The sequence below is a fragment of the Ideonella azotifigens genome (assembly GCF_021043325.1).
Taxonomy (GTDB): Bacteria; Pseudomonadota; Gammaproteobacteria; order Burkholderiales; family Burkholderiaceae_C; genus Ideonella; species Ideonella azotifigens.
Map to the genome: position 1 here is coordinate 1 of NZ_JAJNKD010000008.1, position 24,121 is coordinate 24,121.

Annotated in this window: 21 protein-coding genes, 1 pseudogene and 1 riboswitch; of the genes and pseudogenes, 8 read left to right on the forward strand and 14 right to left on the reverse strand. The window is 64.6% G+C overall.

Annotated elements, in window-relative coordinates:
- The 4 genes and pseudogenes from LRH25_RS17270 to LRH25_RS17285 form a co-directional block, all read left to right on the forward strand.
- A pseudogene (locus LRH25_RS17270) lies at window positions 1–93 on the forward strand (biopolymer transporter ExbD); the annotation flags it as partial.
- A 181-nt stretch (window positions 94–274) separates the two neighbouring features.
- Window positions 275–1,480, forward strand: coding sequence for a hypothetical protein (locus LRH25_RS17275; protein ID WP_141288401.1), 1,206 nt, complete (start codon window positions 275–277; stop codon window positions 1,478–1,480).
- 58 nt (window positions 1,481–1,538) lie between these two features.
- Window positions 1,539–2,504, forward strand: a complete 966-nt coding sequence (locus LRH25_RS17280) for an MBL fold metallo-hydrolase (RefSeq protein WP_141288402.1) — start codon at window positions 1,539–1,541, stop codon at window positions 2,502–2,504.
- 7 nt (window positions 2,505–2,511) lie between these two features.
- Complete coding sequence (locus LRH25_RS17285) at window positions 2,512–3,222, forward strand: FMN-binding negative transcriptional regulator (protein WP_231011796.1); 711 nt, start codon at window positions 2,512–2,514, stop codon at window positions 3,220–3,222.
- Window position 3,223: 1 nt separating this feature from the next.
- On the opposite strand, the gene eda is transcribed toward LRH25_RS17285, so the two are convergent.
- The 3 genes from eda to LRH25_RS17300 all read right to left on the reverse strand — a co-directional run bounded on the left by eda (window position 3,224) and on the right by LRH25_RS17300 (window position 6,578).
- The gene (eda, locus tag LRH25_RS17290; RefSeq protein WP_141288407.1) at window positions 3,224–3,847 is read right to left on the reverse strand and encodes a bifunctional 4-hydroxy-2-oxoglutarate aldolase/2-dehydro-3-deoxy-phosphogluconate aldolase; all 624 of its coding nucleotides are present in this window, start codon (window positions 3,845–3,847) and stop codon (window positions 3,224–3,226) included.
- A 55-nt stretch (window positions 3,848–3,902) separates the two neighbouring features.
- On the reverse strand, window positions 3,903–5,732 hold the full coding sequence (gene edd / locus LRH25_RS17295) for a phosphogluconate dehydratase (protein WP_141288403.1): 1,830 nt from the start codon (window positions 5,730–5,732) through the stop codon (window positions 3,903–3,905).
- A gap of 228 nt (window positions 5,733–5,960) precedes the next feature.
- Window positions 5,961–6,578, reverse strand: a complete 618-nt coding sequence (locus LRH25_RS17300; protein ID WP_141288404.1) for a nucleotidyltransferase family protein — start codon at window positions 6,576–6,578, stop codon at window positions 5,961–5,963.
- A 162-nt stretch (window positions 6,579–6,740) separates the two neighbouring features.
- Between LRH25_RS17300 and pdxH the strand changes: the two genes are divergently transcribed.
- Window positions 6,741–7,376 (forward strand): pyridoxamine 5'-phosphate oxidase, encoded by a 636-nt coding sequence (gene pdxH / locus LRH25_RS17305; protein ID WP_141288405.1) that lies wholly within the window; start codon window positions 6,741–6,743, stop codon window positions 7,374–7,376.
- A gap of 187 nt (window positions 7,377–7,563) precedes the next feature.
- Here the strand turns inward: pdxH and LRH25_RS32830 are convergent, their stop codons facing one another.
- From LRH25_RS32830 to LRH25_RS17335, 4 genes are all read right to left on the reverse strand, one after another.
- Window positions 7,564–9,714: a TonB-dependent receptor gene (locus tag LRH25_RS32830; protein WP_259374077.1), complete on the reverse strand. Its 2,151-nt coding sequence runs from the start codon at window positions 9,712–9,714 to the stop codon at window positions 7,564–7,566.
- 203 nt (window positions 9,715–9,917) lie between these two features.
- Window positions 9,918–10,319, reverse strand: coding sequence for a hypothetical protein (locus tag LRH25_RS17325; protein WP_141288813.1), 402 nt, complete (start codon window positions 10,317–10,319; stop codon window positions 9,918–9,920).
- A 6-nt stretch (window positions 10,320–10,325) separates the two neighbouring features.
- Window positions 10,326–10,886, reverse strand: coding sequence for a peptide-methionine (S)-S-oxide reductase MsrA (gene msrA / locus LRH25_RS17330; RefSeq protein WP_141288817.1), 561 nt, complete (start codon window positions 10,884–10,886; stop codon window positions 10,326–10,328).
- A 472-nt stretch (window positions 10,887–11,358) separates the two neighbouring features.
- Window positions 11,359–12,933: a UbiD family decarboxylase domain-containing protein gene (locus LRH25_RS17335; protein ID WP_141288815.1), complete on the reverse strand. Its 1,575-nt coding sequence runs from the start codon at window positions 12,931–12,933 to the stop codon at window positions 11,359–11,361.
- Between the two features lie 262 nt (window positions 12,934–13,195).
- Between LRH25_RS17335 and LRH25_RS17340 the strand changes: the two genes are divergently transcribed.
- From LRH25_RS17340 to nrdR, 3 genes are all read left to right on the forward strand, one after another.
- Window positions 13,196–14,170: a lytic transglycosylase domain-containing protein gene (locus LRH25_RS17340; RefSeq protein ID WP_231011798.1), complete on the forward strand. Its 975-nt coding sequence runs from the start codon at window positions 13,196–13,198 to the stop codon at window positions 14,168–14,170.
- A gap of 153 nt (window positions 14,171–14,323) precedes the next feature.
- Window positions 14,324–14,441, forward strand: a riboswitch (ZMP/ZTP riboswitch).
- Between the two features lie 77 nt (window positions 14,442–14,518).
- Window positions 14,519–15,769 carry a serine hydroxymethyltransferase gene (gene glyA, locus LRH25_RS17345; protein WP_141287539.1) on the forward strand — a complete coding sequence of 417 codons (1,251 nt, stop codon included), beginning with the start codon at window positions 14,519–14,521 and terminating at the stop codon, window positions 15,767–15,769.
- A 124-nt stretch (window positions 15,770–15,893) separates the two neighbouring features.
- Window positions 15,894–16,337, forward strand: a complete 444-nt coding sequence (gene nrdR / locus LRH25_RS17350; RefSeq protein WP_141287540.1) for a transcriptional regulator NrdR — start codon at window positions 15,894–15,896, stop codon at window positions 16,335–16,337.
- A 53-nt stretch (window positions 16,338–16,390) separates the two neighbouring features.
- Here nrdR and LRH25_RS17355 read toward each other — a convergent pair whose 3' ends face one another.
- The 7 genes from LRH25_RS17355 to LRH25_RS17390 form a co-directional block, all read right to left on the reverse strand.
- Window positions 16,391–16,828, reverse strand: coding sequence for a type IV pilin protein (locus LRH25_RS17355; RefSeq protein WP_310733319.1), 438 nt, complete (start codon window positions 16,826–16,828; stop codon window positions 16,391–16,393).
- Window positions 16,829–16,890: 62 nt separating this feature from the next.
- Window positions 16,891–20,706 carry a pilus assembly protein gene (locus LRH25_RS17365; protein WP_141287542.1) on the reverse strand — a complete coding sequence of 1,272 codons (3,816 nt, stop codon included), beginning with the start codon at window positions 20,704–20,706 and terminating at the stop codon, window positions 16,891–16,893.
- 66 nt (window positions 20,707–20,772) lie between these two features.
- Entirely contained in the window at window positions 20,773–21,321 is a 549-nt protein-coding gene (locus LRH25_RS17370; protein WP_141287543.1) for a pilus assembly PilX family protein, read from the reverse strand.
- Entirely contained in the window at window positions 21,318–22,211 is an 894-nt protein-coding gene (locus tag LRH25_RS17375) for a PilW family protein (RefSeq protein ID WP_170200847.1), read from the reverse strand. The genes LRH25_RS17370 and LRH25_RS17375 overlap by 4 nt, the downstream gene beginning before the upstream one ends.
- Before the next feature lie 14 nt (window positions 22,212–22,225).
- Window positions 22,226–22,798 carry a type IV pilus modification protein PilV gene (gene pilV, locus LRH25_RS17380; RefSeq protein WP_141287545.1) on the reverse strand — a complete coding sequence of 191 codons (573 nt, stop codon included), beginning with the start codon at window positions 22,796–22,798 and terminating at the stop codon, window positions 22,226–22,228.
- Window positions 22,795–23,379, reverse strand: a complete 585-nt coding sequence (locus LRH25_RS17385) for a GspH/FimT family pseudopilin (RefSeq protein ID WP_141287546.1) — start codon at window positions 23,377–23,379, stop codon at window positions 22,795–22,797. Before LRH25_RS17385 ends, pilV begins: the two co-directional genes overlap by 4 nt.
- A 114-nt stretch (window positions 23,380–23,493) precedes the next feature.
- Window positions 23,494–24,075, reverse strand: coding sequence for a GspH/FimT family pseudopilin (locus LRH25_RS17390; protein ID WP_141287547.1), 582 nt, complete (start codon window positions 24,073–24,075; stop codon window positions 23,494–23,496).
- Between the last annotated feature and the right edge of the window lie 46 nt (window positions 24,076–24,121).

Sequence of the window (24,121 nt, forward strand, 5' to 3'; positions counted from 1 at the left end):
ACCTACAAGCACGTCGCGATGGTGATGGCCGAGGCCCAGCGCCTGGGCGTCACCAAGATCGGCATCATCGGCAACGAGCAGTTCATGGACTGAGCGGCTTGCCGGCCGGTCTGCAACCAGAACTCTCGCAACACTGCCCCATGACCTTCACCAAGGTCAGCCGGCAGGTCAGACCATCGGGGCTCATCCGTCAGCGGATCGAACCCCGATGGCGTTTCTGGCTCACACCCTTCATCGAGTTTTTTTCGAGATCCCCCAGGATCCCCTGTACACCATGACCAAGCTGCGCGTTCTTGCCGCCTCCCTGCTGATGGCAGGTTGCCTCTCCACCGCCTACGCCCAGGCGCTGCGCCCGGAAGTTGCCAAGCCGCTGCAACAGGCCGGCGACATGCTGAAGGCAGGCAAGGCCAAGGAAGCCCTGGCCAAGGTGCGTGACGCCGACAACGTCGCCAACAAGAACCCTAACGAGCAACTGATGGTGGACCGCATGCGCGGTGCCGCGGCCCAGCGTGCGGGCGACAACGCCACCGCGGCACGTTCGTTTGAAGCAGCCATGGCTTCCGGCAAGCTCTCGCAAGCCGAGCAGGCGCAGATGGCCGAGTCCATAGCCTTTGCCTACTCGCAGCTGAAGGACAACGCCAAGGCTGGCCAATGGGCCCAGAAAGCTGTTTCGCTGGGCGGCAACAGCCCGCAGCTGAAGCAGTTGCAGGCCTACCTGCAGGGCCAGAGCGGCGATTACAACGCGATTGCCAAGGACGCGGCGGCTGCAGTGTCCGCCGCCGAGCAAGGTGGTCGCAAGCCCGACGAAGGCGACCTGCTGCGCCTGGCCGACGCCTACCAGCACACCAACAACGCGGCCGGTCAGAGCGCCGTGCTAGAGAAGCTGCTGGCCTATTATCCGAAGAAGGAATACTGGGCCGCCGCGCTCGGCCGCCTGCCGCGCAAACCTGGCTTCTCCAACGATCGCTACTCGCTTGACCTGCTGCGCCTGCGCCTGGCCACCGGTAACCTGAGCAAGGCCGACGACTACATGGAAATGGCCCAGCTCGCGCTGCAGGCCGGATTCCCGAGCGAAGGCAAGATGGTGGTCGAAAAAGGCATCGCTGCCGGCGTGCTGGGCACCGGCCCGGAAGCCGCGCGCCACAAGCGCCTCGAAGACCTGGCCATCAAGCAGGAAGCCGAAGGCAAGGCCGGCCTGGACAAGGACGTCGCCGAGGCCAAGGACGGCAACGCGATGGTGCTGGTCGGCACCCAACTGGTGTCTTTCGGCCAGACCGACAAAGGCATTGCGCTGATCGAACAAGGCATTGCCAAGGACCAGCTGAAGCGGCCTGACGACGCCAAGCTTCGCCTTGGCCTGGCACTGCTGCACAGCGGCAAGAACAAGGCCAAGGCCACGCAGACGCTGCGTAGCGTGCAGGGCAACGATGGCGCAGCCGACATTGCCCGCCTGTGGGCCTTGCTCGGCACCGGCGCCTGACAACCGACGCGCGTAAACCGTTGGACCGGGCGGGTGGTGACCCGGCAAGCTTCTGCCCATGAACACCCCCGCTCCGCTGCCTGATTTCCTGCAAGACCTCGGCCACGGTATCTACGCCGTGGAAACCGGCTTCCAACGGCCGAATTTCGACGCTGCCTACCTGATGGTCGACGATGGCCGCGCCGCCTTCATCGACACCGGCACCGGCCACGCCGTGCCGCGCCTGCTGGCCTCGCTGCAGGCACTGAGCCTGTCACCCGCGCAGGTCGACTGGGTCATTCCCACCCATGTGCACCTGGACCATGCCGGTGGCGCTGGCAGCCTAATGCAGCACCTGCCCAACGCGACCCTGCTGGTGCACCCACGCGGGCTGCGCCACATGCTCGACCCGAGCGCGCTGTACCAGGGCGCGCTCGCCGTCTACGGCCAGGCCGAGATGGACCGCTCCTACGGCCAGCTGGTGCCGGTGCCGGCCGAACGCGCCCAGCCCAGCTCGGACGGCCAGACCATCACGCTGGGCCGCCGCACGCTGACGCTGGTCGACACACCCGGCCACGCCCGCCACCACCATTGCATCTGGGACCCGGTCTCGCGCGGCTGGTTCACCGGCGACAGCTTCGGCCTGTCCTACCGCGAGCTGGACGTGAACGGCAAACCGTGGATCCTGCCGACCACCACGCCGGTGCAGTTCGAGCCCGATGCTGCTCGCGCGACGATCCACAGGCTGATGGCTGCGCAACCCGAGCGCGTCTACCTGACCCACTATGGCGCGCTGAGCCCGGTGGCACCGCTGGCCGAAGCGCTGCTGCGACTGCTGGACGAGGTCGAAACACTGGGCCTGGCGCTGCGCCAGCACCCTCAAAGGCATGCTGCCCTGAGCGCCGCCCTGCTCGCGCTCTACCAGCACGACCTGCGCGCCGCTGGCAGCACGCTGCCGGCCGAACGCGTGGCCGATTTGCTGACGCTGGACGTGGAGCTGAATGCGCAAGGCATGGCCTGCTGGCTGGACCGGCTCCCAGCCTGAGGCAAGCTTGCAGGCCTTTGGCCTGCGCTATCGTCAGGGCCGCACCCCACCACGCCAGCCCGTCATCGCCATGTACCAGCCGCGCCACTTCGAACAGACTGCGCCCGAACAACTCGCTGCGTTGATGCAGGCCCACCCGCTGGCGATGCTGATGCACACCGATGCCAATGGAGAGCTACAGGCCGACCCGGTGCCGCTGCTGTGGCAGCCCGGCGAAACACCGGGCACCGGTTGGCTGACCGGCCATGTGGCCCGAGCCAACCCGCTGTGGCAGGCAGCCGAAGGCCAATCCGTGCTGGCGGTGTTCCAGGGCCCGCAAGCCTATGTCTCGCCGAACTGGTACGCCACCAAGCAGACGGCCGGCGGCAAGGTGGTGCCAACCTGGAACTACGCGGTGGTTCAGGCCCGCGGGCGGCTGCAGACCTTCACCGAGCGAGAGCCCCTGCTGGCGCTGCTGCATGCCTTGACCGACGCTCATGAAGCGAACCAGCCGCATCCCTGGTCGGTCGACGACGCGCCGGCGGACTACGTCGACAGCCTGCTGAAAGCCATCGTCGGCTTTCGCATCGAGGTGACCGAATTGCAGGGCAAATGGAAGGTCAGCCAGAACCGGCCGGCTGCGGACCGTACCGGCGTGGCGCATGGCCTGGCGGCGCTGCCTGAAACGCCCGCTCAGGCCGCGGCCATGGCAGGGCTGGTGGCAGGCAACGCGCCCTGAATCAGCGCGCCAGCGCCGAGGCCTCTTGCGCCAGGCGCGTGATGCGCGCCCAGTCGCCGGCCTTCACCGCATCAGCCGGCGTCAGCCAGGAGCCGCCGCAGACCTTGACGTTGGGCAGCGCCAGGAAGTCAGGCGCGGTCTGCAGGCTGATGCCGCCCGTGGGGCAGAACACGACATCCGGGAACGGGCCTGCCAGGGCCTTCAGCATCGGAATGCCGCCGGCAGCGGTCGCCGGGAAGAACTTCAGGAAACGCAGGCCATCGGCCTGGGCCATCATCACTTCGCTGGCCGTCGCCACGCCTGGCAGCAAGGGCAGCGAAAGTTCACGGCAGGCCGCGCCAACTTCCGGCGTGTAGCCCGGGCTGACCCCAAACACCGCGCCAGCCGCCTTGGCGGCACGCGCATCGTCCGCACTGCGGATGGTGCCGGCGCCGACGATCGCGCCCTGCACAGCCTTGACCATGGCCTCGATGGCCTGCAGCGCCACGGGGGTGCGCAAGGTCACTTCCAGCACCTTCACGCCGCCGGCCACCAGCGCCTGCGCCAGCGGCACTGCGTCGGCCAGGTTGTCGATCACGATCACCGGGATCACGGGGCCTTGGGCGGCGAGGTCCAGCGTGTTCATCATGGGGAAATCTCCTCTGGGGGACAGGTTCTGGAATGCAATGAGGACGGTGGCTTCACAGCCAGGTGCAGGCGCCCTCTTCGGCCGTGCGCACATTGCGCCGCATGCCGGCGAACAGCTCGCGGCCGAGGTCATGGGCGTGCAGCTCGGCCAGAGCGTCGCTGCGCTTTGCGGGCACGCGCGCGGCCCACTCTTCGGCCGGCACCAGGGCTTCCAGCGTGCCGGTCACCGCGTCCAGGCGCAACAGGTCGCCGTCACGCACCTTGCCCAGCGGGCCACCGGCCAGCGCTTCGGGGCTGACGTGGATGGCGGCCGGCACCTTGCCGGACGCGCCGCTCATGCGGCCATCGGTCACCAGCGCAACCTGGAAGCCCTTGCCCTGCAAAACGGCCAGCGGCGGCGTGAGTTTGTGCAGCTCCGGCATGCCGTTGGCGTGCGGGCCCTGGAAGCGCACGACGGCGATCAGGTCGCGTTCCAGCACGCCATTCTTGAAGGCTTCCAGCAGCGCTTCCTGGCTGTCGAACACGACCGCGGGCGCCTCGATGATGTGCCTGTCTTCCGGCACGGCCGAAACCTTGATCACCGAGCGGCCCAGGTTGCCTGAGAGCAGCTTCAGGCCCCCGGTCGCGGAGAACGGGGATGCGACACCGCGCAGCACGGTCTCGTCTCCGCTGGTGGCCGGCAGTTCCTGCCAATGCAGGGCTCCGGCTTCATCCAGCAAGGGCAAGCGACCGGAGGCGGCCATGCCATCGGCGTCGACTGTCGGCACGTTGCCGTGCATCAAACCGGCCCGCACCAGCTCGCGGATCACGAACGCCGGGCCACCGGCGGCCTGGAACTGGTTCACGTCGGCCGCGCCGTTCGGATAGACCCGCGCCAGCAGCGGGATCACGCCGGAGAGTTCGGAGAAGTCGGTCCAGTCGATCAGGATGCCGGCGGCGCGCGCCACGGCAACCCAGTGGATCAGGTGGTTGGTCGAGCCGCCAGTGGCCAGCAGCGCGATCATCGCGTTGACGATGCAGCGCTCGTCGACCTGGTGGCCGATCGGCAGTTCGCGCTGCCGCAGTGCCAGCACGCGGCTCACCGCGTCTTCGGTCAAGGCCTTGCGCAAGGGCGTGTTCGGCGGCACGAAGGCCGCGCCGGGCACGTGCAGGCCCATGGCTTCCAGCAGCATCTGGTTGGAGTTGGCGGTGCCGTAGAAAGTGCAGGTGCCGGGGCTGTGATAAGCAGCCTGCTCGGCTTTCAACAACTCCGCGCGGCCCACCAGGCCTTGCGCCGCCTGCTCGCGCACCTTGGCCTTGTCGCTGTTGGACAAGCCCGAGCCCATTGGCCCGGCGGGCACGAAGACGCAAGGCAGGTGGCCGAAGTGCAGCGCGCCGATCAGCAGCCCCGGCACGATCTTGTCGCAGATGCCGAGCAGCAGTGCAGCGTCGAAGGTGTCGTGCGTCAACGCAATCGCGGTGCCCATCGCAATGGTGTCGCGCGAGAACAGCGACAGCTCCATGCCGGCATAACCTTGGGTCACGCCGTCGCACATCGCCGGCACGCCACCGGCGACCTGCGCACTGGCGCCGAGTTTCATCGCGGTTTCGCGGATCAGCGCCGGGTAGCCTTCGTACGGCTGGTGCGCCGACAGCATGTCGTTGTACGAGGTGACGATGCCGATGTTGGGCGCCTTCTCGGCGACGATGCGCATCTTCTCGTTGGCCGAGGCACCGGCCACTGCATGCGCCACGTTGGCACAGCCAAGGCGGTCCACGCCGCGTGGGCGCTTGCGCAAGGCGTCAATGCGGGCCAGGTAAGCGCCACGCAGGGCGGCACTGCGGTTGCGGATGCGGTCGGTGACGGCCGCGATGACAGGGTGCAGTGAGGTTTCAGAAGTCATGGGCAATTGGCTGATCCAGGACAGAAGAAGAATTGGCTGCGGGCCGTGCCTGGCGTGCAGGCCGAGTGGCGGCACCGATGTAACCTTGGTTTTGATTATCAAGTAACTTGATTACATGGTCAAACCAAGGCCCGCACACGCAGGTCGCCAGCGAAGCATGCATCGCGAGCGAGCAGGGATGCGGTTTCCATGCCCGCGACGCGGGCAATGCGCGCGGGGCTCAGCCTCTCAGCCCGCGGCGAGGTTGGAGCGCTGGTGCCAGCGGGCCCGCAGGCTGGCCAGGTCGGCCTCGGTGTCCATGTCCTGCAACACGCCTGGGTCTTCCACATCGACCGGATGCGCCGGATAGCGGGCCACCAGCCGGCGGGCACCCTCTTCGCCGCTGAGGCGCATCAGCTCGGAAAACAGCTCGGCGCCGAAGCCGACCGGATGGCCGCGCTGCCCACGCAGCTGGGCGTAGGCCACCGCATGGTGGGACAGCGCGCCGGCCACCGCGAGCAGAGTGAGCGGCTGCACCATCGGCATGTCGGCCGGCAACATCAGCCAGCCGGCCGCGCCTGAGCGTGCGGCCACGCCAGCGGCAATCGAGTCGCCCATCCCGCCAGGCGCCGGGCCGGTGCCGTGGCCCAGCACCACCACGTCGCGTTTGGCCACCAGGCCGGCGGCCTCGTCGGCAAAGGCAGGCGTGGTCACCACGACCACCGGTAGCCCGGTGGCAATCGCGTTGCGCACCGTGTGACTGAGGATGGAGTGGCTGCCCAGCGGCTCGGCCAACTTGTGGCGCGGCCCCAGGTAACGGGAACCGCGGCCGGCGCCCAGCACCACCACGGCAGGAAGGGATTTCATGACGGAAAGAGGGGGCGACAGGTGCCCAACAAGAACGAGCCCAAGGATGAAAGCCTTGCCGCCCCCAGGCCAGTGGGAGCTTCACTTAAGGCCTCACCCTAGCGCAGGCAGGCGATTTGCGGAATCGGCCATTGGACACGAGGCCACGCATACACTTTGTCGATGAGTGATCTCGCCAAATTGCGCAAGAGTTACGAGCTTGCCGAATTCGATGAAGACCAGGCGGCTGATGCGCCGCTGCCGCAGTTCCAGCAGTGGCTGCAAGCCGCGCTGGACGGGGGCGTGCCCGAGCCGAACGCGATGACGCTGGCAACGGTGGGCGCGGATGGCAGGCCATCGACCCGCATCGTGCTGATCAAGGGCGCGGACGCGCGCGGGCTGGTCTGGTTCACCAACTACGAAAGCCGCAAGGGCCAGGAGCTGGCACTGCACCCGTTTGCCGCGCTGCAGTTCCACTGGGTGGCGCAGGAGCGTGTGGTGCGCGTCGAGGGCCGGGTCGAGAAGGTCAGCGCCGAGGAGTCGGACGCCTATTTCCAGTCCCGGCCGCTGGACTCTCGCCTGGGTGCCTGGGCTTCACCACAAAGCCAAGTGATCAGTTCACGCGCGGTGCTGGTGGCCAACGCCGCCAAGGCCGCGCTGAGCCACGGCCTGCAGCCCGCGCGGCCACCCCACTGGGGCGGCTACCGCCTGGTGCCGGACTGCTGGGAGTTCTGGCAGGGCCGCAAGTCGCGCCTGCATGACCGACTGCGATACCGCTTGGCCGACGGCCAGTGGCTGCGCGAACGCCTCGCACCTTAGGAATGGAGCACCCGGTCTCGCGGGATACGCGAGACCACCCGCCGGGCGGGTGCGCAGGCCGCTTGGGGCGGCCCGGCGCTGGCCTGCTGAATGGGACACCCGGTCTCGCGGGATACGCGAGACCACCCGCCGGGCGGGTGCGCAGGCCGCTTGGGACGGCCCGGCGCTGGCCTGCGCCGCCCCGCGATCAGAACCTGAGGCGCACCCCCGCCGAGGCAGAACGGCCCGGCAGTGGCGCCAGCTCGCGCATGGTCTGGATCGAGCTGGCGCTGTAGGCCAGGGTGTTGCCCAGGTTGTCCAGCTTCAGGAACCACAGCGCGTCGGTGTTGGCGCCCCATGCCTGCTTGTAGCTGGCCGACAGGCTGAGCAGCGTGTAGCCGGGCGTGCGCACATCGCTCGCCGGCACCCGGTTCTGCTCGACCGCATGCCGAACCTGCGCGCCGAGTTGCCAGTTGCCCTGGCTGGCGTCCAGGCCCAGCGTCACGCGCAGCGGTGCGATGCGCGGCAGCGCCTCGCCGGTGTCGCGGTTTTCGCCGCGCGTCATGTCCAGGCCGCTGCTCAAGTCCAGCTGCCAGCCACCCAGCCGGGCAAAACGCGTGTGGCCTTCGAGCTCCAAACCCCAGAGCTGCGCCCGCACACCGCGAAACACGTACTCAGGCGAATCGCCACCGGGTTCGCCAGCCTCGTCCACCTGCCGGCCAGAAGCTTCCAGCGAGATGAAGTTGGCAAAGCGCATGCCGAACAGTTGCAGGCTCGCGCTGTCTGCCCCCTGGGCCCAGTTCAGGCCCAGGTCGGCATGCGTGCTGCGCTCCAGGCCCAGGTCGGCATTGCCACGCTCATAGGAAGCGGTGGCCACGTGCAGGCCGTTGGCGAACAGCTCGTAATAAGCCGGTGCGCGCTGGGTGCTGCCAAACGACGCGCTGACAGACCATTGCGAAGCGAGCGGCCAAGTGCCGGACACCGAGGCGCTTAGCGGCGTGAAGTCGCGGTTGGTGGCCGCACCGAAGCGCTTGCCCAACTGGCCCTCGGCATCCGGTTGATCGCCCTCGGAATGCACGGCGGCGCGCTCGGCACGCAGGCCCAGGCTGAGCTTGCCGCCCACGGCATTGACCTCTTCCAGCGCGAACAGCGCGGCATTGCGGCTGCGGGTGTTGGGCACAAAAGCCTCCTCACCCAACGCCGAGAAGTCCAGCGTTTCGGCCTGCAGGCCGATCACGCCCTGCGCCCCGTTGCCAAACAGGCCGCGATGGCGCGCCTCCAGCCGCAGGTCGTTGCCACTGCTGTCGAACGTGGTGCCCACTTCGCCTGTGCCTTCGACTTCCTGGTGGCGGTAGTCGGTGTGGCCGTAGCGGAAGCTGAGCTGCTCGAAACCCAGCGCGTCAAGCTCATGTGCGCCGGCCAGGCTGAAGCGGTCACGTTTCATGTGAATGGTCACGTCTGGCTCGACAGTCACGCCATAGACATTGCGGTAGGTGTCCAGCGAGGCGCCCAGGTAGCCAGCAGCGTCGGCATAGGACGCGCCGATGGCCCCGCCTTCGGTCTCGGCAGCGGAGTTGCGAACCCTGGTGCTCGGCTCGCCTGCCTCGCCGTCTTCCACCGGCGTGAAGCGCGGCACGCGCAAGTCCTCGGTCTTGCGTTTGAAGCCATCCAGGTGCCAGTTGAAGCCGCCCTGCCCGCCTTCCAGCAGGCCGGAAGCGGACTTCTCGCTCGCGGCGCCACCAGCGCGCAGTTCGACCCTGCCGCCCAGCCCGTCCAGCGCGGTGGTGGGAATGCGGTTGTCAATGGTGTTGACCACGCCACCGGTGGCATTGCCGCCATACAGCAGCGAGGCCGGGCCACGCAGGACTTCGACACGTTCAACCACCAGTGGGTCCAGCGCCACCGCATGGTCGAAGCTGAGGTTGGATGCGTCGACCGAGGCACCGGCGTTGTCCAGCAGGCGAACGCGGTCCCCGTCCAGCCCGCGGATGGTGGGCCGGTTGCTGTTCGGGCCGTACCAGCTGGAAGACACACCGGGCAGGCCGTCCAGCGTTTCGCCCAGCGTCGGCGCCAGTCGCAGCGTGAGTTTGTCGCCTGTCAAGACGCTGGCGGCCTGGGCCGGGTCGCCACCCAGCGGGTTGCCGGTGATCACGACCTGGGCGGGGGCGCCGGCAGCGGCGGTGCCGGCCTGGTTCGGCGCGGCAGCTGCCGTCACGGTTTGGGCCTGGGCAGCGGCGGAGAGTGCCGCCAAGGCCAGCAGCGTGGCATGGTGCAGCCGGGCCAGCGGCCAGGCGTGTGGCGACTGCTGTCGCGCGAAATGGGAGGAAGAGGAAGCAACAAGGGAAGTGGGCAGCAACATTGGAAATCCATGGCCCGCCCCACCAGAACTGCGCGAGGCGATGGTGACGGGCAAGTCAAATCGGGTGCACGCAGGGCGCGTGCAGGCGTCGGCTCAACGACTCACCACCCAGCAGCGACGCACAGGCCAGGGCCTGCGGCAAGGCGCAGGTCGGCATGCGCATCGGCAATGCGTGGGCGGGGAACGGAGCGAAGGGGCTGGCGTCAGGCCAGCGAAGGGGGCGCGCGGGCCTGGTAGGGCCGGTCAAGCTGCCCGTGGAGGGCGACCGGGACCACCACCGCAAGCCGGGGCGGCCGCGGGCTTTCGGCTGGCAGCGCCAGCGTGACCTGGGGCAGCAGGTCGGCGTGCAGCAGTTGATCGAGCAGCTGGCAGTCGGCATGGCCGGCGGCGTGAGACCAGAGCGTTGCGCCAAGCGATTTGGCTTGTGGCGCGGCAATCGCCTTGGCGACAAGGGCTTGCCGTGCGGCACCTCGCGGCAAGCCGTTGCCGTGCTGCAGGCTGTGCAGCGTGCCCAGGGTCTGGGCGCACAGCAGCGCAAGCGCCAGTGCCAGCGCCGCCGGCCAGCTCAGCCGGACCGACCTTGGCCAGAAGCGCCTGCGGGTCATCTGCAATCAGCCACGCACCAGGCGCGTGAAGCTGCGTCGGAACTTCTCGACCTTCGGTGCCACCACGTAGGCGCAATAGCCCTGCTCCGGGTGGTTGGCAAAGTAGTGCTGGTGATAGTCCTCGGCCGGCCAGTAGCGCTTCAAGGGCTGCAGTTCGGTGACCACCGGCTTGTCGGTCGCCTGCCGCACTTCTGCCAGCACCTCGCGGCAGACCGGCAACTGGGCCTCGTCGTTCACATAGATGCCAGAGCGGTACTGGGTGCCAACGTCATTGCCCTGCCGGTTCAGCGTGGTTGGGTCGTGGATCACGAAGAAGATTTCCAGCAGCTCGCGCAGGCTGACCTGGGCCGGGTCGAAGCGCAGCTGCACCACCTCGGCATGGCCGGTCGTGCCGGCGCAGACCTGCTCGTAGCTGGGATCGTCCACCTGCCCATTGGCATAACCGGACTGCACGGACAGCACGCCCTGAACCTGTTCGTAAACGCCTTCCAGGCACCAGAAGCATCCCCCCGCCAGCGTGATCAGCTGGGGTGCGCTCGCATCGGCGTTTGCAGGCATGGTGGACATGGGGGAAGAGGCAAAGGCAGCGGTCATGGCGGGTCCTGTGGTGGCGCAACGCGCGCATCCGAAGCGGTGCGGCAAAACCGGCACAAGTTGCATTTTGACGGGCTGAGGGCCCGCCGTGCCGGCTCCCCCTTATCTGAAGCCGCTGGCGGCCGGTGCAAGCCTCGGTGCAGGCCACCAGTGGGCACCATGAGTGCGACCCCATGGGTGCGGCAAGAAAGTGCGGCCCACAAGTACGAAGACCTCCGGCCCGTTGCCGGCCCGGAGGTCTTGTGGACGGCATTCGCCATCCAGCGAGGATCGGGCGAGAAATGGGCCCGGGCCTCAAAGACGCAGCGATGGCGTCTTCATGAAGTACCTCAGTGAAGAGGCGGGTTTAGATTAGCGCCAAAGGGGGCGCCAGCGCAAGCGCGTATCCCTGCACCGGTGCCACCCATTCGTTATTTCTTGCACAGCACCCGCGGCTGGCCGATGCTCACAGGTTGAGCTGGTCGAACAAGGCCTTCATGCGGGCCTGAACCGCATCGTCCATCGCAATCACGCGGCCCCATTCGCGGCTGGTTTCGCCAGGCCATTTGTTGGTCGCGTCCAGCCCCATCTTGCCGCCCAGGCCGCTAACGGGCGAGGCGAAGTCCAGGTAGTCGATCGGCGTCTGCTCGACCAGCGTGGTGTCGCGCACCGGGTCCATGCGGGTGGTGATGGCCCACATCACGTCCTGCCAGTTGCGGATGTCCACGTCATCGTCGGTCACCACGATGAACTTGGTGTACATGAACTGCCGCAGGAAGCTCCACAGGCCGAACATCAGCCGCTTGGCGTGACCGGGGTAGGCCTTGCGGATGGAGATCAGCGCCATGCGGTAGCTGCAGCCTTCGGGCGGCAGGTAGAAGTCGACGATCTCTGGAAACTGCTTTTGCAGCAGCGGCACGAACACCTCGTTCAGCGCCACGCCCAGCACGGCAGGCTCGTCCGGCGGCTTGCCGGTGTAGGTCGAGTGATAGATCGGGTCGCGCCGGTGGGTGAGCCTATCGATGCGGAACACCGGGAACCAGTCCTGCTCGTTGTAGTAGCCGGTGTGGTCGCCATACGGGCCTTCGAGCGCATGCAGGTAGCCGCCGACTTCCTTGACCGGCACACCGTGCTCGCTGTGGCCGGTGAAGCCGGCGGGCGCGGTCGGGATGTGCCCTTCCAGCACCATCTCGGCCCGCGCCGGCACCTGCAGCTTCAGGTCGCCTTCGCCGACGCTGCTGTCGGCCAGCTCGGTGCGGCCACCACGCAGCAGGCCGGCGAACTGGTATTCGGACAGGCTGTCCGGCACAGGTGTCACGGCGCCCAGCGTGGTCGCCGGATCCGCACCGAGCGCGACGGCGATGGGGAACGGCTGCCCTGGGTTGACGCGCGCAAAGTCGCGAAAATCCAGCGCGCCGCCCCGGTGCGCCAGCCAGCGCATGATGACCTCGTTGCGGGCTATCACCTGCTGGCGGTAGATGCCCAGGTTCTGGCGCAAGCGAGGTTGCGGCACGTTGCGCGGCCCGCGGGTGATCACCAAGCCCCAGGTGATCAAGGGCGCAGCGTCACCAGGCCAGCAGAACTGGATCGGCCAGCGGCCCAGGTCCACCTCGGCGCCTTGCAGCACCACCTCCTGGCACGGCGGCGAGCCGACCTTGGCCGGCTTCATGTCCCAGACGGCCTTGGCCATGTCCCACAGTTTGCCGGCTTCCCTGAGGCTTTTAGGGGGGTCCGGCTCCTTCAGCGCGGCCAGCAGCCGGCCCACGTCGCGCAACTCGTCCACCGCTTCAGCGCCCATGCCCCAGGCCACGCGCTGCGGTGTACCGAACAGATTGGCGAGCACCGGCACGTTCGGTGCTGAATGCGGCGTTATCGAGGCAAAAGCAGGCTGCTCGAACAGCAATGCGGGGCCGCCAGCGCGCAGGACTTGGTCGGCCAAGGCCGTCATTTCGAGGTGCGGCGACACAGGCGCCTGCACCCGCTTGAGCGCACCGCGCGATTCCAGAGCGCCAATGAAGCCGCGAAGATCCCGGTATTTCATATTGTTTCGTTATAAGAACTTAAGTCCTTATGGTTGACTGGTTATTTCGCCTGCCTACAATCTGCTCCATCAACCAATCCAGGTTAGCCCGCGCCCTCGCCAAGAGGCGCCGCGACAAGGCAGCCGTTCGGTCAAGTTTGCGATGCTGGCGTGCACATATGCACCGGCCCGACTTGGCAATCGATTATCGCCACCCTCAGCATCCCTGATCGGCTTCCTGCCGCAGACGCTGCGACGCGTGGCGCCCGAGGAAAGGATGGACATGTCTGAACCTTCATGGTGGCAGCGCATGGCCGACGCAGGACGCCGCAGTGCTGGCGTGTTCCTGCGCGATGTGGGGCATGGCCTGCTGGAGGTCAGCCACAACGTTTTGGCCCTGGTGGGACTGCTGGTGCTTGCCGCCATTGTCTTCACGTTCAGCCGCGCTGACCTGCGAAGCGCGACCGAGCAACGCATGTACGACTGGCTGCAGGCGCGCAACACCGCGCGCAATGCACCGGCCGAAACGGATTTCGTGGCCATGCCGGACGACCCGGACGCCGGGAACCTGGCCCGCGCGCTGGCGATGGACCCGGCAGCGCTGAACCGCCAGCAGGCCGTGGTGACGACCTGGCTGTCGCGCCGCTACCGCGTGGCGCCGGAGCCTGTCGCGCGCCTGGTGCAGGAAGCCTGGCACGTGGGCCAGCGCGCGCAGCTGGACCCGACGCTGATCCTGGCGATCGTCGCGATCGAATCCAGCTTCAACCCCTTCGCGCAAAGCCCCGTGGGCGCGCAAGGGCTGATGCAGGTCATGACTGGCGTGCACAACCAGAAATACGAGGCCTTCGGCGGCAAGCTGACGGCTTTTGATCCGGTGACCAATCTTCGCGTGGGTGTGCAGGTGCTCAAGGAATGCATCTCCCGCGCCGGTGGGCTGGAAGCCGGCCTGCGTTTCTACGTGGGCGCGGGCAACCAGGAAGAAGACGGCGGTTATGCCGGCAAGGTACTGGCCGAACAGCGCCACCTGTTGCGCGTGGCGGCTGGCCAGAGCGTGCCGGTGACGGTGCCGAACGCCGTGATGACCGCGGCCAACAATGCGCAGGCCCTGTCGGTCGCCCCAGGCGCGGTCACGCCGCTGGCACCTGCACTGCCCGCTTCCATGCCCGCCGCGTCGCTGCCGGTTCATCCGGATGCCCCCGGGCCGTCTGCGGCGGCCGAGCCAGCAGTTGGCCGCGCGCAGGTCGCGCTGGCAAGTTGAGTCAAGCTCTGGCAAGTTGAGTCAAATTGGCCAAGGCCGGGGTGCGTCACTGAGCCGCCCGGGCTTGCCACCAAAACGAGGCGAGCCGCTACACTAGCGGCCGTGCTGCTCAGCGTTCATTGCGCGTTTGGCCGCACCTGTTTTCTCTTTCTCTTCTTCACGCGCGACTGGCGATAAGGTGCCCTCACAGGGCATCCCGAGGTGGATCACCACCGGGAAGCGCGGAGCGGCCCCAGGTCGCTTGCATCAGCCGTTCGCCTGGGCAACCCTCCTCCTGCAGCGCAAGCCGAAGTCGGCCTGCAGCGGGACGGCAGGGCTCATCCGCCCCCGATTGAAGGAATGCCTCCCATGTTCGACCGCTCCGAATCGACGATTGCCAAGGTCGATCCTGACCTGTGGGCCGCCATCCAGGCTGAAAACCTGCGCCAGGAAGAACACATCGAGCTGATCGCCTCGGAAAACTACACCTCGCCGGCCGTGATGGCCGCGCAAGGCTCGCAGCTGACCAACAAGTACGCCGAGGGCTACCCCGGCAAGCGCTATTACGGTGGCTGCGAAAACGTGGACGTGGTCGAGCAACTCGCCATCGACCGCGTCAAGCAGCTGTTTGGCGCCAACTTCGCCAACGTGCAGCCTAACTCCGGCTCGCAGGCCAACCAGGCCGTGTTCTTCGGACTGCTGCAGCCCGGCGACACCATCATGGGCATGAGCCTGGCCGAAGGCGGTCACCTGACGCACGGCATGCCGTTGAACATGAGCGGCAAGTGGTTCAAGGTCGTCAGCTACGGCCTCGATGCGCAGGAAGACATCGACTATGAAGCGATGGAACGCCAGGCCCGCGAACACAAGCCCAAGCTGATCATCGCCGGCGCGTCGGCCTTCGCGCTGCGCATCGACTTCGAGCGTTTCGCCAGGATCGCCAAGGAAATCGGCGCGTATTTCATGGTCGACATGGCGCACTACGCCGGCCTGATCGCCGCAGGCGTCTACCCGAACCCGGTGCCGCATGCCGACGTGGTGACCTCCACCACCCACAAAAGCCTTCGCGGCCCGCGTGGCGGCATCATCCTGATGAACAGCGAAGAGGTCGCCAAGAAGATCAACTCGGCCATCTTCCCCGGCATCCAGGGCGGCCCGCTGATGCACGTGATCGCCGGCAAGGCCGTCGCCTTCAAGGAAGCGCTTGCACCCGAGTTCAAGGCTTACCAGGAGCAGGTCGCCAAAAACGCCAAGGTGCTGGCCGACACGCTGATCGAGCGCGGCCTGCGCATCGTCTCCGGCCGCACCGAAAGCCATGTCATGCTGGTGGACCTGCGCCCCAAGGGCCTGACCGGCAAGGAAGCCGAGGCCATCCTCGGCGCGGCGCACATGACCTGCAACAAGAACGGCATCCCGAACGACCCGCAAAAGCCGATGGTCACCAGTGGCATCCGCCTGGGCACGCCGGCCATGACCACCCGCGGCTTCAAGGAAGACCAGGCCCGCCAGACCGCGCAGCTGATCGCCGACGTGCTGGACAACCCGCACGACCAAACCAACTTGGCCCGCGTGCGCGAAAAGGTCGCGGCGCTGACACGTGACTTCCCGGTCTACCGTTGAAGCAGATGATCACCCCACGCAGGTCAGCCACCAGGACCTGTTGACGAGTTGACCCCGACGAGCCCGCGCCCAACAGCCGGGCTCGTTTTGCTTCCAGCCAGAGCCCCTCAAAGAAAGAGCCCGCATGCGCTGCCCCTACTGCAGTCACACCGAAACCCAGGTCGCGGAAACCCGCGAATCCGACGAAGGGGACGTGGTGCGCCGCCGACGCAAATGCACCAGCTGCGACAAGCGCTTCACCACCTACGAACGCGCCGAAATCGCCCTCCCGGCGATCGTCAAGCGCAGCGGCGCCCGCGTGGAGTTCATGCCGGAGAAGCTGCGCGGCTCCATGCAACTGGCGCTACGCAAGCGCCAGGTGAGCATCGAGCAAGTGGATGCGGCCATGGAGCGCATCCAGGAAAAGCTGCTCGCCAGCGGGCTGCGCGAAGTGCCCTCAACCCGCTTGGGCGAACTGGTGATGCGGGAATTGAAGCGCCTAGACAAGGTGGCCTACGTGCGCTTCGCTTCGGTTTATCGCAGCTTTGAGGATGTCGATGAGTTCAGCAGGTTGATCAAGGAGATATGAAGCTCGGATCTCCATCCCACGCCAATCCTTACCTCACAGGGAGCGGACCCCGCTCACTGCCAGCACTTCGCTACTGTAGCGTCCGCACTCTGCCCCTTCTGCCCGGTAGATGACAGTGTCAGCGTGCCGCATGGATCACTCAGTTGCACACCTTTCGGCTCCGCTTGCAGGCTGTAGTCCTGCGCACTGTTCGCAACATCACCCAACGTGATCTCGTAGTAAACCACATCGCCCGACTTGGGAGATTGGCTGACCCCGGACCCCGATAAGCTGGCACCTGCGTAGGTATTGTTTGCGGCATAGAAGCGCTGCAGGTACTGCGCCGCCTCGTACATCACCGTTTCCGCATCCGCCCGCCGGCCTTTGAGCATATGGCTGGTGTAGCTAGGGTAGGCAATCGCCGCCAGAATGGCCACGATGGCTACCACAATCATCAACTCGATCAACGTGAAGCCCGTAGATGTGACCCTGCTCCCAGAGCTAAGACACACAGGCTGAGATCGTCCAGTTTTGGAAGCCATGCACAAGCTTTCGGATGAAGAGGCGCGGATGATTAGGGCTGCGGCGGGTTCACGATCTGGCGCCAGACGCGGTCGGTAATGATGCCACCAACGTCAGGAGCGCAGTTGCCAATCCGCCCATTTCTCGGCGTACCGTCCGGGCAGCACCGTTCATCGCCAGCAACGCAAGGAGGGCCCTTAACGCATGCTTCTTTGCCAGTATTGGTGCTGTCGACAATCACCACCAAGCAATTTTCGTCCGGATTTTGGCACTTTGCGTTGACGTCCGGCAAGCAACGTGCGGCCGAATCTTCGTTCACCACGCCTGTATTGTTGGTCAGCATCTTGTCGGATCCGTCCGCCAGCGTGCCAAAGCCAGCCACAACCGAATCGCTGCCGCTCACCACCCCATCACCATTGGTATCGAATACCGGGGTAGTACTAGCCGCTCCGGTGACCGCATCCACCAAAAAGTTATAACCAGAGCCTGACGTAAACTCGCACTCAGCTGCTTTCACTGCTGGCACGATGGTGCTGAAGTAAACATAGTTCAGAATGGTCTGCGCCGGATACACGGTGCGCTGACCAGCCTTTACGTTCAGTTCAATGTACCAGCCCTTTTTCTGGTTCCAATCGACCGTGTTACTGGACACCGTGTAGTAGGTCATACCGGCGTTGCTTCCCGAACCCGCGATCGTGGAGGTACCAATGGATTGTTGCACCAGCACACTGCGATAGGGCGCCACACCGCCGCTCTGAGAGGCAGCAAAGAACGGGCTTGCCACGGTTGCGGCCGAGGCATTGATCACGGTATCGTCCCACACCCCGTAATAAGTCTGCGGAGCGATGACCGCCGAATCTGCCGTGTCGATCAACCGGCCGGTGCCGAAGGTAACCACATATCCCTTGATGGTGTGCGGCACGATAGCAGGAGCGGCCACGATCGGCTGAGCTGCGCCGGTGCTGTCTGTCGCCTTGAACAGCGGGCTGCCGTTGAAGGCTACACCCCAACTCGAGGGGTCGCTGTTACCAAAGTCAAAGCGCCACAAATTGCCCTGTAGATCGCCCGCATAGGCGGCGTAGACCTCCATGTTGGCATTGCGCACCAGCCGAACACCGCCCAAGCCGTTCGCACCGGTAGTGTTCACGTCGATGCTTCTGACCACGGCACCAGTTTGCAAATTAACCACCAACAGCGCAGCTTTGCCGTTGGTGCTGTAAGGCCCGTTGCCAATAAACGCGTACCAGCCCCCGCCACCCTGGATCTTGCCTGTACGCATGTCGTTCATCACGTAACCAAGATCGGCATGGCTATTCAACTCCCATTGGATGGAATTTGCACCCAGTTGCGCAGTGGGGTCGTCGGTGGGCACATGCAAGGCAAAAACACTTTTACCCCCCGCCCCCATGCTGCCAAGCAGCATATTCACCCAGCGCGGCCCGGTTTCACCCTTGGGCGTGAGGTAGGCGTCAGCTTCCACCGCCGGACCATCCACGAAGAAGCGGTGGAAATTATCCGTAGTACCGTAATTCTTGGCGGCCACCAAATTTAAATTTGAGAAGCCGGCCCGAGGCAAATAACCAAAGGTTTCCACGCCATCAGAGCCCCGAAACACGTGGAAAACTCCTGCGTTTCCACCCACGACCAGCGCGCCTTCATTTCTCGCCTTCTTAGCGGCAAGAAAACTCGCGTAGCTACCCGCCTGCGTCGTGTCCGCCAGATTTCCGTAACTAGAGTCCAGCAAGTCGCGCACGTATACCGGCGGTGAATTAACGAAGTCACCCAACAACTGCCCCCCCCGAGGGCGGAAGGACAGGGAGTTGCCTTCGTTGGTCGATTCGCCGCGAATGTAGTTCACGAGATCGGCTGAGCCAATTGCGCTCAAGTCGCTGGCAACAAGTGTGGTGCTCTTGAACTCCACCCCAGCACCTCCGCTCAGGGTATAAAGCTTACGTGCAGCTGCGGCAGGCAGTTTAGTGGATGCCTGCCACTTGGCCTTGGTGCTTACCACATCGCCATTGGTATCCAGTTCGTAGGCATACACATCGCCATACCACGCGCCAGACTTGTATTGCGGCACGAACTTCAGATTTGACGCGCTCAGCGTGGACGTGACGGTCGCCACGCCGGCCTCTCGCGAGTCTACGCCGGTGGCCTTGCTGAACACATTGGTGATCGCGGCTGACAACTCTGCGCCGTTCTTCACGGAATAGAAGTCACCGCCTGTATTGACGGCGGCATGCCAGAGATCGTCGATTTTCTGAGGATCGGTGGAAGGCTTGGGCCACATGGCGGAGCCGTTGGGATCCGACAGAGCCAGCAACGTAGCAGCTTTCGCATCGGGGCTCGATGAATCCAATGTACCTTTGACGCCAATGCCGATGGTGAACTGAGTCAAATGCTGCCAGAACGCAATGTCAGTGTCGGTCGGTGTGACTTTGTTCACCACCGTGCCATCAAGATCCTGGATGTACCAGCGCATCGCAGCATCGGTCAGGCTATTGAACGCGATGTTGGCCGAATCATCTTTCGTCCTGCCATCAATGTAGGGCCGCTGCGCCACGTAGTGGGTAGGCGAAAAACCACCGGGATTGTCTGCGGCACTGGTATAACTGTAGCTACCGTCTACATTGGTTAGATCACCTGCCGCGGAATAGCTGTCGTTGTAATAGCCGTCGGTCGTTAGCAGATTGATAGAACGACGGCAACTCAGTTTTCCAGAGCCAGCTGTGCCGATGGTGGTAAGCCATGGACTGTAAGCATCGGTTCGATTGTTGAAATACGGCCCTACGCTATCTAGGGCAGTGCGCAAAGGCGTTCCCCCATTGGAGGCAATACCCTGAACGCCCGCCAGAATGGTCTGCAGCTGAGCCTTATCAAGATTTCTAATGCCAGTTCTTATTACTTTGAAGCCCAAGGAACCATCTACATTGTTGGTGGTGCCGCTGTTGATTCTCCCCCACCCAGCGCGCATTTTATTTTGGAATCCGAACAAAGATTCTGTCAGCGCGCCTTTTGCCAGGGCTTCGCGCATGCGGTGGTAGGTGAACCAATTCGCAAAATTGATCCGCTCCTCCGCCTGGGTGCAAGTCGTAGCGCCAGCGCAATCGGTGCGGGCCGCAGCCTTGCTGGTCTTGCTAGGGCTGTAGTTGGCAGCATCATTGACATCGTACTGAACAAAATTAGCAGTCTTGTCAGGCGCAGCACCACTCTTCAGGCGATAGAACAAACCAGGGTAATAGTCAAGCGTCGCACTGCCACAACTGTTGTAGGCTTGGCACCAAGTGGTTTGGACGCCTGTCCAATTGGTGGTGAGATTAAAACTACCAAGCCCCGGCTGCATCGGATCCCAGTACGCTGCAGTGGGGACCGCATTGTTCATGTATTGGCCTGTGCCATCAGCCAACGGCGTCGATTTCAACCATGGTCGATAACGCACTTCCGGATTATACCAAATGGTATTCAAATCGGGCGACCTGAACTGCATCTGGTACAACTTGGCCCCAGTGCCTTTCACGGCTGGAATATATGCGGAGAGCTGGTTCGCATTGGCTTTTCGCTGATCGTTCAGGAAAGCGGCCAACCGGTCAGACGCAGTAGAACTATCCAGGCGAACGGACACATTATTGACTGTAACAGCACCTGCCGGCATGAAATCCGAATTCATGGACCCGGAGTCATCCAGCGTGATCATCACATTGGGTGGTGGCGTATCGCCTACGCGGCTGGTCAGCGGAGTTTGGGAAGGTTCTATCGCCGCAGCATCAAGCGCAAGCGATGTCAGGCACAAAAAGGCAACAGACGCGAAGGCCCATGGGGCCACCTCGGCAGGCATATGCCTCACCATGTTCATAGCGAAAACTTTCATCTTGGCACTCCTGAGCGTGGCGACTGGCGCACGCGTCTTGGAAAGAAATCCAACCCGGGAGCCAACTCAATGGAATCCAAGGGTCGACTGAACCCACACCACTGAGCCGGCGGTCGCCTTACCCGTGCCGTCTTGCTGGTAATCTGGACTGAAGCCGCGGGCCGTGACGATGTAGACCTCGGTCACCCCATCCTCCAGCATCGCCTTCTCCGCCATGCACTCCGGCATGAAAGCGGGCATGAAGGAACTGTCCGCCGATTTCATGATGTCGGTTGACATGGGAACGGCCGTGCGGCTGGTTGCCGGGAACCACTTAGAGAAGGTCTCCCAGTTGGTAGTACCCGGCGCGCTAGGCGCATTCTGAACAATCACTTCCGGTACTTTGGTGTCATCACCCAGATTGCGCTCGCAATAACGGAGGGCGATCTGCGCCGATTGCATCGCCGATGTCTGCGCGCGCGCGTTATTGGCCACCAAATCGGCATTCAGGGCGCCCCGCATCACCGAAACGGACATCAGACCAATGATGACCAACATCACCATAGCAACGATCAACACCACGCCGCGCTGCGGACCACGCCCTGCCGAAGCCCTGCGTATCGATCGCTCGTTCATGCTGGTACCCCCATTCGGTTGTGCAACACGATGGTGGTTGTGAAGGCGCGGTACAAGTGCTTGTCCGGTGCCGCAGGCCGGGCATCCCCTACAGCAAAGGGATCACAGCCCTGGTACCTGTCGGGCGCCTCGGCCACAGCATCCTCACTGCGCAGGATCAGGCACACGCGCACGGACAGCACGCGCGACCAGGGGCCTAGCGCAGCCACGTCGGCCGCATCCTTGTAGGTCACCACCCGCGTCGTATCCGGACTCGCAGCCCCGCCAACACCGTAGGTAATCTGCATGTCCTGGATGTTTTCAACTAACGGCTGACCCGTGGTGCTGCCAGGTCCGCGGCAATAGAGCGCGTTGTTGCTGAGGTAGAACTGGCTGTAGGACAAGTAGTAGTCAATGCCGCCAGACGTTGTTTTGGTCAACGCGGCCCCCAGGCAGTCCGTTGGCACGGTTTCGCCGGCCGCGTTGACGGTGGTCACGCTGTTTTTAAGGTTAGCCTCATAGGCCACTGCCACCGTATTGTGTCCACCCGCCACGGTGCCGCAGGTGAGTTGGTCGATGGGCTTGGTGGTATCCGCAAAGTCCAGGTCGCAGCCGAACAGCCAACTGCCAGGCGCAGTGCCGGCGGCGCGCGCTAACAGGGTGCCGCTGGCGGCCGGGCCGACCGGCCGGCTGTAGCCGCCTTCGGCTACATGGCTGCGCAGAATGTTGATTGCAACCGTGGCGTCTTCGGTCATCTGGGCCACGGCCCTTCCGCTGCGAGTGCTGTTGGCCGAAGCCAGGTAAGCGGCAAACACCGCCCCCATCACCACCAGTCCAATGACCATGGCAATCATCAACTCGATCAGCGTGAAGCCCCGTTGGCCAGGGGAGGTGCTGTACTTGCAATGCATGCTGAGACTGCGATTCATAGACCCACCCGAAAGAACATGCACCGAGGGGCACCTTCCTCAGAAAAGTGGGGGGGGCAAGCGGACGCCGTGCCGTCGTTGGCGTTCAATTCGGGCCGACTGAGAGCGTCCGGATCGCGCCAGATCACCCACATGTTGAACACATGGTTGACGGTGTCGGTCTGCTCGATGTAGCCAGTGCCGTTGGGCAGGCTGGTGAATAGCGCAGCCTGCCAGGTGGCCATGTCCTGCGCAGCAATCTCGGCCTTGGTGCAACTGTCCGCAGTGACACAGTTCGCCGCGGCATTCGGTTCCGTTGTGGTTAGGATGGCGGAGAGCACGGTGTAACTCGCTGCTCCATCGGCGTTTGCTCGCATACGGTCCGCCATGTCCGCCGCCAGCAGCGTGGCCACGGAGCGGAACTCGGAGGTCTTGCCGTAGCGCGCGGAGGTGCCCATTAGCCCAGCCAGCGCCAGGATGCCCAGCGAGGCGATGAAAATGGCCACCAGCACCTCAATCAAGGATGCTCCAGCCTGCCGAAGCCACGGTACACGGCAAGCTATAGAAATGGGCATGTTGCGTCTTGTCATGGACACACCTGATCCTGTCCCATCATGATCTTGGCCCGCCCGGCCAGGTTGAGGCACACCGTGCGCAACGCGGCCGCGTAGCCTGGGCTGTCGCTACTCAGTTTGGAAGCCACGTCCCACTGGAGATGAGTGCCGCCTTTGAGCAGGCCATTCGGCATGAAGGTTGCGAAAGATTGGCCACCTGATTCGGTAATCGAGCTGACCGACTTACCGGCCGTAAACGCGCGAATCAATTGATCCCCAGCACCCAGGTCACCGTTAGAGTTCTGATCGGTGAAAACCAGCCAGCCTGTCACCCAAGCATTGTTGGCACAGACCGCACCAGTCGCGTTCGGATCGCTGGAAGCGCAAACCGACACCGACAAACCCCGCTTGAGCGCCTCCGACCTGGCTTGACGCAAAGCGACAGCCAGGTCATCGGCGGTGGATGACACTGCGCGGGCGGCCAGCGTAGAGTGCAGCCCAGGCGCCGCAATCATGGCCAGGATGGCCGCCACCGCGAGAGTGACCAGCAACTCGATCAATGTCACACCGCGCACAAGGCGGTCGACGAGCGTTACAGACTTGATGCACGATGCCATTGGGGCATGATGCCCCGGACCCTCGGAGGCTCGCTGCAAGCCCAGGATCAGCGGCCACACACGCCCGACGGGCGGCGGCGCTCGGTCACCCGACTGAGGGATGCACCTGGTGGCTCAGCAGCTCGCGGCACTCACCACCCTCATCCGTCCCGGCTTGCTGATGCACAGCATGCGACTGTCGGGCGGGTTGGCGACGGCCGCATCGCCCCCCTTGGGACGGAACTGGAAGTGCGAGGCGGCACTGGCCGAAATGCCGCTGGGCTGGAAGCTCAGATACCGCAAGGTGCTCGCCACCGCGCCGGCCTTCGCGCTCGCTTGGTGAACCGCCACCAGTTGATCCTCGTCCTCATCCATGTCCCCGTGGTCGCCACGGTCGACGAACACGACCCAACCCGCGCTCCAATCCTTGCCACTGGCCATGCAATGCGGGTGCTCGGTGGTGGAGGACGGGCGGTCCAACCCGCACACAGTGACCACTTCGCCGCGATGCATTGCCTCGCTGCGCGCCCGCAGAACCGCGCCCTGAAACTCGTTCAATTCCGCCTGCACCGCTTGCCGCGCCATCACGCTGCTCATGCTCGGCACACCCACGGCGGCGAGCACGCCTGCGACCGAAGTGGCAACCATGCATTCGATCAGGGTGAAACCGCTTTGACGCTTGGCATGGCTGGCGGCACGGGTTTGGCGCTTGAACATGGGATCCTCCTCGGGGTTTTGATCTGGGTCACCGACTCAGGGACGG

What these genes read in the sequence shown, in the direction of transcription:
- LRH25_RS17275 (WP_141288401.1), top strand. Translation starts at nt 275, where the DNA reads ATGACCAAGCTGCGCGTTCTTGCCGCCTCCCTGCTGATGGCAGGTTGC.
- LRH25_RS17280 (WP_141288402.1), top strand. Translation starts at nt 1,539, where the DNA reads ATGAACACCCCCGCTCCGCTGCCTGATTTCCTGCAAGACCTCGGCCAC.
- eda (WP_141288407.1), bottom strand. Translation starts at nt 3,847, where the DNA reads ATGAACACGCTGGACCTCGCCGCCCAAGGCCCCGTGATCCCGGTGATC.
- edd (WP_141288403.1), bottom strand. Translation starts at nt 5,732, where the DNA reads ATGACTTCTGAAACCTCACTGCACCCTGTCATCGCGGCCGTCACCGAC.
- LRH25_RS17300 (WP_141288404.1), bottom strand. Translation starts at nt 6,578, where the DNA reads ATGAAATCCCTTCCTGCCGTGGTGGTGCTGGGCGCCGGCCGCGGTTCC.
- pdxH (WP_141288405.1), top strand. Translation starts at nt 6,741, where the DNA reads ATGAGTGATCTCGCCAAATTGCGCAAGAGTTACGAGCTTGCCGAATTC.
- LRH25_RS32830 (WP_259374077.1), bottom strand. Translation starts at nt 9,714, where the DNA reads ATGTTGCTGCCCACTTCCCTTGTTGCTTCCTCTTCCTCCCATTTCGCG.
- LRH25_RS17325 (WP_141288813.1), bottom strand. Translation starts at nt 10,319, where the DNA reads ATGACCCGCAGGCGCTTCTGGCCAAGGTCGGTCCGGCTGAGCTGGCCG.
- msrA (WP_141288817.1), bottom strand. Translation starts at nt 10,886, where the DNA reads ATGTCCACCATGCCTGCAAACGCCGATGCGAGCGCACCCCAGCTGATC.
- LRH25_RS17335 (WP_141288815.1), bottom strand. Translation starts at nt 12,933, where the DNA reads ATGAAATACCGGGATCTTCGCGGCTTCATTGGCGCTCTGGAATCGCGC.
- LRH25_RS17340 (WP_231011798.1), top strand. Translation starts at nt 13,196, where the DNA reads ATGTCTGAACCTTCATGGTGGCAGCGCATGGCCGACGCAGGACGCCGC.
- glyA (WP_141287539.1), top strand. Translation starts at nt 14,519, where the DNA reads ATGTTCGACCGCTCCGAATCGACGATTGCCAAGGTCGATCCTGACCTG.
- nrdR (WP_141287540.1), top strand. Translation starts at nt 15,894, where the DNA reads ATGCGCTGCCCCTACTGCAGTCACACCGAAACCCAGGTCGCGGAAACC.
- LRH25_RS17365 (WP_141287542.1), bottom strand. Translation starts at nt 20,706, where the DNA reads ATGAAAGTTTTCGCTATGAACATGGTGAGGCATATGCCTGCCGAGGTG.
- LRH25_RS17370 (WP_141287543.1), bottom strand. Translation starts at nt 21,321, where the DNA reads ATGAACGAGCGATCGATACGCAGGGCTTCGGCAGGGCGTGGTCCGCAG.
- LRH25_RS17375 (WP_170200847.1), bottom strand. Translation starts at nt 22,211, where the DNA reads ATGCATTGCAAGTACAGCACCTCCCCTGGCCAACGGGGCTTCACGCTG.
- pilV (WP_141287545.1), bottom strand. Translation starts at nt 22,798, where the DNA reads ATGACAAGACGCAACATGCCCATTTCTATAGCTTGCCGTGTACCGTGG.
- LRH25_RS17385 (WP_141287546.1), bottom strand. Translation starts at nt 23,379, where the DNA reads ATGGCATCGTGCATCAAGTCTGTAACGCTCGTCGACCGCCTTGTGCGC.
- LRH25_RS17390 (WP_141287547.1), bottom strand. Translation starts at nt 24,075, where the DNA reads ATGTTCAAGCGCCAAACCCGTGCCGCCAGCCATGCCAAGCGTCAAAGC.